At 72.9% G+C, this 12401-nt stretch carries 10 protein-coding genes; 4 read left to right on the top strand and 6 right to left on the bottom strand.

What is annotated here, in order from left to right; translation table 11 throughout:
- Positions 1-80: 80 nt before the first annotated feature.
- The 3 genes from HNR16_RS00935 to HNR16_RS00925 form a co-directional block, all read right to left on the bottom strand.
- Entirely contained in the window at positions 81-548 is a 468-nt protein-coding gene (locus HNR16_RS00935; protein WP_158039148.1) for a GNAT family N-acetyltransferase, read from the bottom strand.
- A 466-nt stretch (positions 549-1014) separates the two neighbouring features.
- Positions 1015-1662: a phosphoribosylanthranilate isomerase gene (locus tag HNR16_RS00930; protein WP_225737732.1), complete on the bottom strand. Its 648-nt coding sequence runs from the start codon at positions 1660-1662 to the stop codon at positions 1015-1017.
- A gap of 265 nt (positions 1663-1927) precedes the next feature.
- The gene (locus tag HNR16_RS00925) at positions 1928-2458 is read right to left on the bottom strand and encodes an EVE domain-containing protein (RefSeq protein WP_158039147.1); all 531 of its coding nucleotides are present in this window, start codon (positions 2456-2458) and stop codon (positions 1928-1930) included.
- Positions 2459-2873: 415 nt separating this feature from the next.
- Between HNR16_RS00925 and HNR16_RS00920 the strand changes: the two genes are divergently transcribed.
- Positions 2874-3464, top strand: a complete 591-nt coding sequence (locus HNR16_RS00920) for an HdeD family acid-resistance protein (protein WP_158039146.1) — start codon at positions 2874-2876, stop codon at positions 3462-3464.
- Between the two features lie 260 nt (positions 3465-3724).
- Here HNR16_RS00920 and HNR16_RS00915 read toward each other — a convergent pair whose 3' ends face one another.
- The 3 genes from HNR16_RS00915 to HNR16_RS00905 all read right to left on the bottom strand — a co-directional run bounded on the left by HNR16_RS00915 (position 3725) and on the right by HNR16_RS00905 (position 8479).
- Entirely contained in the window at positions 3725-5776 is a 2052-nt protein-coding gene (locus HNR16_RS00915; RefSeq protein WP_158039145.1) for a thioredoxin domain-containing protein, read from the bottom strand.
- Positions 5777-5890: 114 nt separating this feature from the next.
- On the bottom strand, positions 5891-7216 hold the full coding sequence (locus HNR16_RS00910; RefSeq protein WP_158039143.1) for a uracil-xanthine permease family protein: 1326 nt from the start codon (positions 7214-7216) through the stop codon (positions 5891-5893).
- 48 nt (positions 7217-7264) lie between these two features.
- Positions 7265-8479: a pirin family protein gene (locus tag HNR16_RS00905; protein WP_218868356.1), complete on the bottom strand. Its 1215-nt coding sequence runs from the start codon at positions 8477-8479 to the stop codon at positions 7265-7267.
- Between the two features lie 65 nt (positions 8480-8544).
- Here HNR16_RS00905 and HNR16_RS00900 point away from each other — a divergent pair, with 65 nt between their 5' ends.
- The 3 genes from HNR16_RS00900 (at position 8545) to HNR16_RS00890 (ending at position 12367) form a co-directional block, all read left to right on the top strand.
- A complete protein-coding gene (locus HNR16_RS00900; RefSeq protein ID WP_158039141.1) occupies positions 8545-9429 on the top strand; it encodes a LysR family transcriptional regulator in 885 nt (294 codons plus the stop codon).
- 167 nt (positions 9430-9596) lie between these two features.
- Positions 9597-10892, top strand: a complete 1296-nt coding sequence (locus HNR16_RS00895; RefSeq protein WP_158039140.1) for an aminotransferase family protein — start codon at positions 9597-9599, stop codon at positions 10890-10892.
- Positions 10889-12367 (top strand): NAD-dependent succinate-semialdehyde dehydrogenase, encoded by a 1479-nt coding sequence (locus HNR16_RS00890; RefSeq protein ID WP_158039139.1) that lies wholly within the window; start codon positions 10889-10891, stop codon positions 12365-12367. The genes HNR16_RS00895 and HNR16_RS00890 overlap by 4 nt, the downstream gene beginning before the upstream one ends.
- Positions 12368-12401: the final 34 nt, after the last annotated feature.

Here is a 12401-nt window from a genome sequence, read left to right as displayed (position 1 = left end):
GGTTGTTGCTACCGGGCCCGGGGCCCGGTAGCAACAACCCGGCTTTTTCGGTGCGCGTCGCCGATGCCGGGCCGAAACTCTCAGCGGCGACCCCGGAGATCGAGGCGATAGCGGCTGAGGTCGTCGTGTCGGTCGGGAACGAATCCCATGGCCGCGTAGTAGGCGAGGGCGGGCTCGTTGTCGGCACCGATGGCCGCCTCGATGTGCGCCAGCCCGGCGGATTCCGCGGCCGCCCTCGTGACGGCGAAGAGCCGCCGACCGATGCCCGTCCGGCCGGATTCGGGACGGATGTGCGTCCCGATGATGCCCCAGCCCTCGGGTGCGCCGTGCGGATTGCCGGACCAGGCGCGCTTGAGCGACTGGAACCCGATGACCCGCCCGTCACGAACTGCGACGGTGCAGGCGATCGCGTGCTCCCCATCGAGGTACCGCTCGTGGACGAGCGACAGGTCGACCGGGCTCGGACGGAGTCCCGCGCGATGGATCGCGTTCTGCACGTCGACCAGGTCCTGGGCATCGGCGGGACGAACGGCGCGAAGTTCGATCATGCCTCCATCATCCCTTCCCGCCGCCATCGTCCTACCCACCTCCATCGTCCCCGGTCCGCTTTCCCGTACCAGCAGACATCGAGCGGACATCGAGTGGTGACGACGGCCGTCCGGCCGGAGGCGAACGGGACGTCCGAAGAAAGCCGGGTTGTTGCTACCGGGCCCGCGGCCCGGTAGCAACAACCCGGCTTTTTGTCGGCCAGGGAGCGCTCGATCGGGCCGCACCGGTCGCGCGCGACCGGCGGCGCCGCAAGGTGCTCTCGAGCGGGAGGTGATGGCTGCGGCCGGCACCCCAGTGCGACATCACCGGGAGGACACCGCGCGGTGCGGGGGCCGTCGGTGTGGGGACCGTCGGTGCCGGGCCGTCGGCGTGGAGACCGTCGGCGCAGGGGCCGTCGGCGCAGGGGCCGTCGGCGCAGGGGCCGTCGGTGCACGTCCGGCCCATCGATGTGGGGGCGGGGTCGATCTACTTGGGGTTCGCGGCGGCTCGTGCCGCTTCGACGAATACGCGGATCCGGTGCGGGTCCTTCACGCCCTTCGCCGACTCGACGCCGCTCGAGACGTCCACGCCCCACGGCGCCGCCGCCGCGATCGCGTCGCCGACGGTGTCGGGGTCGAGCCCGCCCGCAAGAAGCCAACGGCCGTCGGGACGGTTTGCGTCGAGCGCCGCGACGTCCCAGCGTGCACCCGAACCCGGGCTCGGGGCATCCAGCAGGATCGCCTCCTCCCCCAGCGCGCCGACGTGGAGGTCGGGCTCGTCCGCAAGCGACGTCGCGCGCCACACGCGCGGCGCGATCCCGCGCGCGGCAGCGAACTCGGCGGGCCCGTACGCGGGCCCGTGCAACTGGAGGATGTCGACCCCGAGACGCGTCGCGATCGCGGCCGCCTCGTCCGCGGGCAGGTCGTTCACGACGAGCACCGTCTCCGCTCGCCCCCGTGCCTTGTCGACGATCGCGAGCGCCTCGTCGTACGTGCGCGCCCGGGGGCTGCCCGTGTTCATGACGACCCCGATCGCGTCCGCCCCGGCCTCGATCGCGACGCGCGCGTTCTCGACCGTGTCGAGCCCGCACACCTTGACGTACATCGTCGCTGTCCTCCCGATCGCATGGGTCACGCGCGCGCGGATCGTTGGTCGCCGCGCGTCCTCGTGCGGGAGCGCGGTCCGTGCTCCGGCACGCCGAGCGTACCCGCACCCCGGCACGCCCTCATCCGCCCAAGGCATGCCCCTCGTCCGGCCTGTGCCCTCGCCCGGCCCGGCTTTCGCCCGCCCCGGCCGCTCGTCTGTCCGAGGCACGACCACCGTCCGTCTCAGGCCCCACCTTCCGCCGCGACGGCGCCTCGCCGGAACCACCTCCGGACCACGTCGGCAGGACCACCCGTCAACGGAACTCGTCGCCGTCCAGCGCGTCGAGGTCGCCGTACTCGAGCGCCGTGGACCCGAATCCCGTCTCGCGCAGGAACCCCATGCCGAGCGCGCTGGGCTCGGGGGCCGGGCGTCGCACGGCGTCCTCGACGACGATGAAGTCGCGTCGCGTGATCTCGAGCCACCCGTTGCGCAGTCGCTCGCCCCAGTATCGGTCGTCGCGCGTGAGGTCGAGCAGCTCGCGCAGCGGCCGCACGGGTGCGACGCGGGCATCGCGCATCCATTCGACGCGACGGCGCCACGGCGAGCTCCCGCGCCCGCCCCACTGCACCGGCTCGGTGTCGAGAACCCGCCCGGCCTGTACGAACGCGCGCAGCGGCTCACCGTCGGGATTGTGCTCGCGCGGGCTGTAGAGCACGACACCGTCGGACTCGCCCATGTCGGCGACCCCCTCGCGGAGCCCCCACGGCACCTGCACGAATCCGCCCGCGACGAGCTCGCGGGCACGATCGAGCGGCTGCACGACGAGCCAGTACCGGATGGCCATGCGTCGATTGTGCCCCCACGCCGCGACATCGTGCGCCACCCACCGGACGGACACGGCCGGTGCGGACGCGATTCGGCCTGAATCGAAGCACCGGACGGCCAGCACGAACACGACGCACGGGATGAACGGGGCGGCCAGGACGGAACCGATGCGCGCGACGCACACGCGACCGGAACTGGACCCGACGCACTCGACGCACAGAACGGCGTCGCCGGACGGGCCGCACGCGCCTCGACGATCACCGTGGCCCCGCGGATTCGGAGCCCACCCCGAGCCACCAAAACCGTCCGAGCGGTACCCTAGGGGACGTCACGCCCGGATACGCGACGCAACCTCGTCACCGTCCGGCCCACGTGCTGAATACGCTCGAATCGGCACTCCCCCAAGGACCATCGACACGACGAAGGGCCGCATCATGTCCGACACCGAACTTCCCACCACCTCCGAAACCTCACCGTTCGCACGACCGCTCGAGGCGCTCGCGAAGGGCGTCCGCAACACACTGCTGATCTCCGGCATCGTCGCGATCATCGGCGGCATCGTGCTGCTCGCATGGCCCGAGAAAGCGATCGTCGCGGTCACCGCGATCATCGCGGCGTACGCCGTGGTCGCCGGAATCGTCTACATCGTCCTCGGCCTCATCTCGAAGCATCTCGGCACGGGCGGCCGCGTCGCGACGGTGCTGCTGGGCGTGCTGTTCCTCGTCGCCGGCATCTACGCGTTCACGTCCCTGCAGCAGACGGCGGCGTTCCTCACGGTGTTCGTGGCGATCCTCGTCGGCGTGCTCTGGCTCGTCGAGGGATTCGTCACGCTCTTCTCGATCGGCGAGTCCCCGTCCAAGGTGTTCACGGTCGTCTACGCGATCGTGTCGATCCTCGCCGGGTTCTCGCTCGTCAGCAGCCCGCTGTGGGGCGCGGTCGCGCTCTGGTGGTTCTTCGCGATCGCACTCATCGTCCTCGGTGTGCTGAACGTCGTGCGCGCGATCCGCATCCGCACCGCGAGCTGACGTCACCGCACGCCGCGAGGCGACATCGCACCCGAGGGGCCGACCACCCACCACCGTGGTCGGCCCCTCGGCGTCCGTGCCGGTCGACACCGGCTCGTGGATCGCGCTCCGGGAACGGATCGCTCGATCCCTCACAGCGCGCCGGTCGCCAGAGTCGCGTGGCCCGTGCTTCCTCGACGCGGACGCGGACGCGGGAACCGAGGCCGGAACCCGACTCGACACCGCCACGTCCGATTCCGCCGCTGACTCCGCGAGGCGCATCACTCCGCCGCGAGCAGTGCCGCGAGCTCGACCTCGCTCGTGACGGGGAGCGAGCACGTCGTCCCCCGGCACACGAACGCCGTCGGACGCCCGTCGAGCGGGTGTCTGCCTGCCAGGAGGGTGCCGAACCGGGTCGTCCCGTCGCTCGCGACGACGACGGCGGAGCCCGGAGGCGCACTGCGCGCACCGACCGCGGCGAGCGCGAGCGCGGCGGCGCGGTCGCCCGGCGAGTGGACGACGACGAGCTGGGCGGGCGGCGGGCCGGGCAGCGCGCCCTCCTCGCGGGCGTCCTCGAGTGCGTCTCGAACCGCGCGGCCGACGGCCATCGGCGCACGCGCGACGAGGCCGCTGCGCGTCTCGGCGGCGAGCGCGGCGCGATCCGCGAGGGCGCGGTCGTCGGTGAGCGCCGCGACGAGTCGGGCGGCATCGATGAGGGTCGACGTGCCGCTCGGAGCGGGATCGTCGCTCAGCTCGCGTGCGCGCGCGGCGATGGGCGAGGCATCCGCTCGCGCGTCGGCGTAGCCGCCGTCCTCGAGGCCGAACGCCCCGTCGGCTCGGGCGAGCAGCTCGCGGGCGAGCTCGAGCCACGCGGCATCGCCCGTCGCGGCGCCGAGCCGTGCGAATCCGGCCGCGAGGGCTCCGGCGTCCTCCGCGACCCCGGGGGCGTCGCCCACGACGCCGTCGATCGAGACGCGGCGCGGGAGGCCGTCGACGAGGTGCACGTCACGCAGGAATCGCGCGGCGGTCGCGGCCGCGTCGATCCACGTCGGCTCGCCGAACGCGAGGCCGGCCTGCACGAGCGCGTCGATGGTGTGGCCGTTCCAGGCCGTGACGACCTTGTCGTCGCGGGCGGGCGGTGTGCGCTCCGCGCGTGACGCCGCGAGCCTCGCGCGCACGGACTCGAACCAGGCCGGGTCGACGGGATCGTCGGCGGGGTCGAGTCGGCGCAGGGTCGAGGCACCGCGTTCGAAGGTGCCCGCGTCGGTCACGCCGAAGACGGCGGCCGCGTCCGCGGCATCCTCGCCGAGCACATCGTCGAGTTGCACCCTGCGCCACACGAAGAACGCGCCCTCGCGGAGCGCACCGTCGGCGTCGCGCGAGTCGGCATCGGTGCTCGCCGCGAACGCGCCCTCGGCGGTGCGCGCGACGGTCTCGAGCCAGGTGACGATGCCGCGGGCGGCCCGTTCGAAGACGTGTGCGCGCGGGTCCCCGCCCGCTCGGGCGAGCGCCCACGCGCGCGTGGCGCTCGCGAGCAGGAGCGCGTTGTCGACGAGCATCTTCTCGAAGTGGGGCACGATCCACGCGTCGTCGACCGCGTAGCGCGCGAAACCGCCACCGAGCTGGTCGTGGATCCCGCCGCGCGCCATCGCGCCGAGCGCCTCGAACGCGAGCTCGACCGAGGCCGCGTCGCCCGCCGCGAGGAGCGCGTCGAGGGCGGTGGCCTGCGGGAACTTGGGTGCGCCGCCGAATCCGCCGTGGACGGGGTCGGTGTTCGTGCGGATCTCGGCGATCGCCGCCGCGGCGTCGATCTCGGCGGGCGGGAGCGGCCCCGTCGCGGCCGCGAGCGCCTGCGCGATCGCCTCGGCCCGCCGTGCGGTGTCGCCACGATCGTTCCGCCAGGCGCCGGCGATCGCCGTGCACACCTCGCCGAACGAGGGGACGCGCCCCTGGCGCCTCGGCGGGAAGTAGGTGCCCGCGAAGATCGGTGCGCCGTCGGGCGTCGTGAAGACGCTCATCGGCCAGCCCGCCTGCCCCGTGAGCGCCTGCGTCGCCTGGAGGTAGACGGCGTCGACGTCGGGGCGCTCCTCGCGGTCGACCTTCACGGGGACGAAGTGCTCGTTCAGATAGGCGGCGACCCCCGGATCCTCGAACGACTCATGCGCCATGACGTGGCACCAGTGACAGGCCGAGTAGCCGATGCTCACGAACAGCGGCACATCGCGTTCACGCGCCCGCTCGAACGCCTCCTCACCCCACGGCAGCCAGTCGACCGGATTGTCGGCGTGCTGACGCAGGTACGGCGAGGTCGCGTTCGCGAGACGGTTGCTCATGCCCGCAGTCTCGCCCGCGCGGCCGCGCTGCGCCTGAATCCGTTTCCGCGTCGCGAGACCGATCCCCTCGGCGCGGGACCGGACGCGGGACCGATCCCCGTCGCGGCCCTCGACTCAGTCCTCCTGGTGGTCGCCGCCGAGCTGGCCGACCGGCGCGATCTCGCCGCCGTCGTCGGCACCCGTGCGGCGGGCGCGCGCGATGAGGTTGCCGAGGTGGTAGATGAGCAGGGCCGCGGCCGAGCCGAGGACGATGCCGCCGAGCTCGAAACCGGGGAGCTGCATCGAGAAGCCAGCGATACCGATGACGAGCGCCACGGCCCCCGTGTACTGGTTCACGGGGCGCGAGAAGTCCACTCGGTTGTCGACCCAGATCTTGATGCCGATGATGCCGATGAGCCCGTACAGCGCGGTGGTCGCGCCACCCAGCACGCCGAGCGGGATCGAGTTGAAGATCGCACCGATCTTCGGCGAGAGGCTGAGGAGGATCGCCGCGATACCCGCGACCCAATACACCGCGGTCGAGTACACGCGCGTCGCGGCCATGACGCCGATGTTCTCGCCGTACGTCGTCGTGCCCGAACCACCGAACATGCCCGCGAGCGTCGTCGCCGCGCCGTCGGCGATGAGCGCACGCCCCGTCGTCTCGTTGACCTTCGGATCCGTCATCGTCGCGACGCCCCGCACGTGTCCGACGTTCTCGGCGACGAGCACGAGCACGACGGGCAGGAACATCGCGACCGCACCCCACGTGCCGGGCGTCGTGACATCCGGCAGGTGGAACTGCGGCAGCCCGAACCACGCGGCGTCCGCGACGCTCGAGTAGTCGATCTCACCGCGCAGGAGCGCGACGACGTAGCCGATGACGACGCCGACGAAGATCGAGATGCGGCCGAGGAAGCCGCGGAACACGACGCTCGCGAGGATGATCGACGCGAGCGTGACCGTCGCCGTGACGGGTGCCCGCTGGAAGTTCGTCCAGGCCGTGGGGGCGAGGTTGAAGCCGATGAGCGCGACGATCGCACCCGCCACGACGGGCGGCATGAGCGCGTCGACCCAGCGCAGGCCCGCGAACTGGACGACGAAGCCGACGATCGCGAGCAGCACACCGACCGCGACGACACCGAGGAGGGCGGAACCGGTGCCCGCCTGCGCCGTCGCCGCCGTGATGGGCGCGATGAACGCGAAGCTCGAGCCGAGATAGCTGGGCAGGCGGTTGCGCGTGATGAGGAGGAACAGGAGCGTGCCGACGCCCGAGAACAGCAGCGTCGTCGCGACGGGGAACCCGGTGAGGACGGGCACGAGGAACGTGGCGCCGAACATCGCGACGACGTGCTGCACGCCCATCGCGATGGTCGCGGGCCACGAGAGCCGCTCACCGGGTGCGACGACGGCGCCGGGTGCGACGGTGCGACCGTCGCCGTGCAGGGTCCAGATGGGCATGCGTTCCTCCGCGCTCGAAGGTCGACCGCCCGCGCGGAGGACCGCCGATCAGCGTACCGAGCGCGGGGCCCGTCGCGGGCGCGGACGACGAGCGGCATCGGATTCCGGAATGTCCCGGAGCGGTGCGGCACCGTGTGCCGCGTTCAGCCGGTCGACGGGCCGTGGTCGTCGGCGAGTCGGCCGCGCGGGCGCAGCCGCACGATGGGGAGGGCGGGCGCGGGCAACGCGGCGCGTTCGTCGTCGACGACGCCGAATCGCGGGCGCGCGTCGGCGCTGCGCTGCGCGGAACGCTCGTGCTCCCGGGCGGCGCGCCTCGAGGACGTCATCGTGCGAGGGTGCGACGAAGTTCCAGAACATGACGACGCGTTCGTCGAAGGGTTCGCCGCCGATGAGCATCGCGTCGGCGGCTCCCCGCGTCGTCAGCAGCACCGAGCCGGTGCCGGCCGGCAGGTACGCGATACCGCCGACGGGCACGTCGAGGTTGTCGACGCGGACCCCCTCGCCGAGCGCGACGACGCCGTGCTCGAACGCCGTGTCGAGGCGCAGCTCGGCGTCGAGGCAACCGTCCGCGTGCAGGCCGACCCCGACGAGCGGCGAATGGACGGTCGTGGGGGCCACGACCCCGGCGAACCGTCCGACGAGAACCGTCGCGACGAGCGAGACACCGTCCTCGCCCGCGACGGCGCGCACGCCCGGTTCGTCGCTCGCCATGGACGCCGCGCTCACCGTCGCCGAGTCGTCCGCCCTCGGTGCGGACGACGCCGCGAACGTCGCGCGCGGCAGCGGGTGCGGTGCCTCGAAGTCGGGTGCCCCGCGCCACACGTGGCGCGGGAGCGCGATCCACAATTGGGCCCCGTGGAGCACCGGCCCGTGCTCGTCGGGTGTCGACTCCGAGTGCGCGATGCCGCGACCCGCCGTCATGAGCCCGACCCCGCCCGGCCGCACCGTCGCGTGCGAGCCGATGGAATCGCGGTGCTCGACCTCGCCGCGCACGATCCACGACACGGTCTGCAGGCCGGTGTGCGGGTGCGGTGGCACGACCATGCCTGGCCCCGCGCCGACGTCGACCGGCCCGTACACGTCGACGAAGCACCACGCACCGATGAGGTGCCGCGGCCGATTCGGCAGCGCCCGCAGCACGGGCATCGCGCGCGGCCCGCCGAGCGGCACCTCGCGGGGCGCGAGCAGTTCGGGCCCCTCGCACGGCCGAGCGTCGGCAGGATCGATGACCTGCTCGACGGGGTGCACGTCGAGGTCGCTCATGTCGCAAGCGTAGGGCCCAGGCCCGCGCGCATCCTGCGCCGGACCGCCCCGGATAGGCTGCGGACGTGCTCGACCTCCACCGGCTCATGCTCCTGCGCGAGCTGAAGCTGCGCGGGAGCATGTCGGCCGCCGCGCGCGAGCGCAACTACACGCACTCCGCCGTGTCCCAGCAGCTCGCGCAACTCGAACGCGAGACCGGCGTGACGCTCTTCGAACGCGTCGGGCGCGGCGTCCGACTCACGGCCGCGGGCGAGGAGCTCGTGCGCAACACCGAGACGATCCTCGCCGCCGTCGAACGCGCCGAGGCCGATCTCGTCTCGTCGCACGAGCGGGCACGCGGACGCGTCCAGCTCGGGGCGTTCGCGTCGGTCAGCCGCAGCGTCCTGCCCGAGGCGCTCGCCGCGCTCGCGATCGACTACCCCGACCTCGACGTGCGCGTGCGCCTCGTCGAGCCCGACGACAGCCCGACGCAGCTCCTCGCGCGGCAGGTCGACGCGGTCGTCGCGGACGCGTACCCCGGCTCGCCGAGCGCGACCGCGCTCGGACTGCACACGACCGTCATCGGACGCGACCCGGTGCGCGGCTACCTTCCCGACCCGGATCTCGACGGCGACGTCGAACGGCTCCGCGACGTCCGCTGGGTGCTCGAGCCGCGGACGACGGGGTCCGCCGAGTGGGCGATCCGGACGTGCCGCGGGCTCGGCTTCGAGCCGATCGTCGCCTACGAGTCGAGCGACATGCTCTTCCACCTCCGGCTCGTGCAGCGTGGGCTCGCCGCCGCCTTCCTGCCGGAGATGGTGCTCCGCGAGGCGGCCGCCGAGCTCCGCCCGAGCAGGTTGCTGCCGCGCGATCAGCACCGCAGCATCCTGTTCCTCGCGCGTTCCGGCGCCGAGCACGCGCCGGGCCTCGTCGCCGTGCGGGAGGCGATCGCGGCGCAGCTCGCTCGCTGACCGGCGCGCGCGAGGCACCAACGACACGTCAGTTCGAGTGACAGATCATGGTCAGGAAGTGTCACTTCTCCTCACGCATGGATGCGTCGTAGCGTGAGGGTGCTGGCCGTGCACCGACGCACGCCCCCGGCCGCACCGCGACCGGACCGCCCGGAAGGAGCAAGCCGATGACGTCTCCCCTCTCCACCGCGACCGCGCAGCCCGAGATCCTCACGGGTCCCGCGCTCTGGCCCGCCCAGGCCCACGTGCCGAGCGTCCTCGGCCGCCAGATCGTGATCGACCGCGGCGATGGCTCGTTCGTCACGACCGTCGACGGGCAGCGCCTCTACGACGGAACGGCGGGCCTCTGGCACGCGAACGTCGGACACGCGCACCCCGCACTCGCGCAGGCCGCGTTCGAGCAGATGAACCGCCTCGAGCAGTACCACGTGTTCGCGCGCTTCGCGAACGACAAGGCACTCGCCCTCGCCGAACGGCTCGCCGACATCGCCCCGATCGACGACCCGAAGGTCATCTTCGGCTCGGGCGGATCGGACGCGATCGACGTCGCCTGCAAGCTCGCGCGCCGCCACTGGCAGCGCGAGGGACGCCCCGAGAAGACGATCATCGTGAGCCGCGAGCACGCCTACCACGGGCTGCACGCCTTCGGGACGTCGATCGCGGGCCTCCCGTTCAACCGCGAGGGGCTCGGCACCGAGTCGCTCGTGCCCGAGACGGCGCTCGTCAGCGCCGACGACCCCGAGCTCCTCGCCAGGCAGATCGCGGAGATCGGCCCCGAGCGGATCGCCGCGATCGTCACCGAGCCGATCCAGGGCACGGGCGGCATGAATCCGCCGGCCCCCGGCTACCTCGAGGCGATCTCGACCATCTGCCGCGAGAACGACATCCTCCTGATCGTCGACGAGGTCATCACCGGTTTCGGGCGCACCGGGACGATGTTCGCCTCCGAGCGCTACGGCCTCGAGCCGGATCTCGTGACCTTCGCGAAGGGCGTCACGTCCGGCTACCTGCCCCTCGGGGGCGTCTTCGTGCACCCGCGCATCTGGCAGCCGTTCTACGTCGACTCCCCAGACACGCCCGTGCTGCGCTTCGGCTCCACCTACGCGGGGCACGCGACGGCCGCCGCGGTCGCCCTCCGGCACCTCGACCTGCTCGACGAGGAACGCCTGCTGCCGCGCGTCGTCGAACTCGAGGCGCTGCTGCGCGACGAGCTCGACACGCTCGCCGCACGTCGACCCGGGGTCGCCGAGGTCCGCGTCGCGGGGTTCCTCGGCGGCGTCCAGCTCGTCCCCGAGATCGCGAACGACCGCGTGACCGACGCGCTCGTCGACCTCGGCTACATCACGCGCCCCCTGCGCGGCAACACCCTGCAGATCAGCCCGCCGTTCGTCACGAGCGACGACGAGGTGCGCGCCTTCGTCCGCGCCATCGACGAGGTCGTCGCGTCGGAGGAGCAGCGATGAGCTCGACGACGACCACGCCCACCGCGCACGACGCCGGGAGCCTCGCGCGCGCCGACCGTGTCGTCGCCGACCTCGGGCTCGGTGCCGACGGCATCCCCGTCGACGACCCCGCGACGGGCGAGCGCATCGCGACCGTCCCCGACCTCGACGTGCCCGCGACGCTCGACGTGCTCGGCACCGCCGATCGCGCCGGCACCGCGTGGGCGCGCACCTCCCCCCGCGAGCGCGCCGACGTGCTGCACGCCTGGTACGAGCTGCTCGTCGCGTACGGCGAGGACCTCGCGCACCTCATCACCCGCGAGATGGGTAAGCCGCTCGCGGAGGCGCGCGCCGAGGTGGCGTACGGCAGCGACTTCGTGCGCTGGTACGCGGAGGAGGCCGTCCGCCCCGGCGGCGGCTACCGCGACGCCCCCAAGGGCGATGCGCGCATCCTCACCCGCCGCGCCCCGGTCGGGCTCGCCGTGCTCATCACGCCCTGGAACTTCCCGCTCGCGATGGCGACGCGCAAGATCGCGCCCGCGATCGCGGCGGGCTGCGCCGCGCTCGTGAAGCCCGCGACCGCGACCCCGCTCACGACGTACCTCGCCGTCGACCTCGCACGCCGCGCGGGCGTCCCTGCCGAGCTCGTGCAGGTCGTCACGACGTCCTCGTCGAGCGCGTTCAGCGAGGCCGTGCTGCGCGACGAGCGCGTCCGGAAGGTGTCGTTCACGGGATCGACGCCCGTCGGCCGCACGCTCCTCGGCATCGCCGCCGACCGCGTCCTGCGCACCTCGATGGAGCTCGGTGGCAACGCGCCCCTCATCGTGTTCGACGACGCCGACCTCGAACGTGCCGTCGACGGCGCGTTCGCCGCGAAGATGCGCAACGGCGGCCAGTCCTGCATCGCCGCGAACCGCATCTACGTGCAGTCGGGCATCGCGCGCGACTTCACCGATGCACTCACCGAACGCCTCGCGGGCGTCGCCGTCGGCGCGGGGCTCGCCGAGGGCATCGGCCTCGGTCCGCTCATCGACGCGCGCGCGGTCGAACACATGACGGCCCTCACCGCGGACGCCGTCGAGCGCGGTGCGCGCCTCCGGACGGGCGGCGTGGCGGTCGACGGGCCCGGGCACTTCTTCGCCCCGACGCTCATCGAGGGCGTGCCCGCGGACGCCGACGTCGCGAACGAGGAGATCTTCGGTCCCGTCGCCGCGATCCAGAAGTTCACGAGCGAGCAGGAGGCGATCGAACGCGCGAACGCGACCGAGTTCGGCCTCGCGGGCTACGTGTTCACCGAGTCCCTCGACCGCGCACTCGACGTCGCCGACCGCCTCGAGACCGGACTCGTCGGCATCAACCAGGGCGTCCCCTCCAACGCGGCCGCGCCGTTCGGCGGCGTCAAGCAATCGGGCCTCGGCCGCGAGGGCGGCGCCGAGGGGGTCGAGGAGTACGAGTCGATCCGCTTCTACAACATCGCCCGCAGACCATCGGCCTGATCCCGTCCGACCACCCACCCCACGCACACGAAAG

Source organism: Pseudoclavibacter chungangensis, assembly GCF_013410545.1.
In the GTDB taxonomy this organism is placed as follows: Bacteria; Actinomycetota; Actinomycetes; order Actinomycetales; family Microbacteriaceae; genus Pseudoclavibacter; species Pseudoclavibacter chungangensis.
This window is presented reverse-complemented; position numbering and strand designations above follow the sequence as displayed.

Bases quoted from the DNA above. Each gene is read 5' to 3' on its own strand.
- HNR16_RS00935 (WP_158039148.1), bottom strand. From the start codon at position 548: ATGATCGAACTTCGCGCCGTTCGTCCCGCCGATGCCCAGGACCTGGTC.
- HNR16_RS00925 (WP_158039147.1), bottom strand. From the start codon at position 2,458: ATGGCCATCCGGTACTGGCTCGTCGTGCAGCCGCTCGATCGTGCCCGC.
- HNR16_RS00920 (WP_158039146.1), top strand. From the start codon at position 2,874: ATGTCCGACACCGAACTTCCCACCACCTCCGAAACCTCACCGTTCGCA.
- HNR16_RS00915 (WP_158039145.1), bottom strand. From the start codon at position 5,776: ATGAGCAACCGTCTCGCGAACGCGACCTCGCCGTACCTGCGTCAGCAC.
- HNR16_RS00910 (WP_158039143.1), bottom strand. From the start codon at position 7,216: ATGCCCATCTGGACCCTGCACGGCGACGGTCGCACCGTCGCACCCGGC.
- HNR16_RS00905 (WP_218868356.1), bottom strand. From the start codon at position 8,479: ATGAGCGACCTCGACGTGCACCCCGTCGAGCAGGTCATCGATCCTGCC.
- HNR16_RS00895 (WP_158039140.1), top strand. From the start codon at position 9,597: ATGACGTCTCCCCTCTCCACCGCGACCGCGCAGCCCGAGATCCTCACG.
- HNR16_RS00890 (WP_158039139.1), top strand. From the start codon at position 10,889: ATGAGCTCGACGACGACCACGCCCACCGCGCACGACGCCGGGAGCCTC.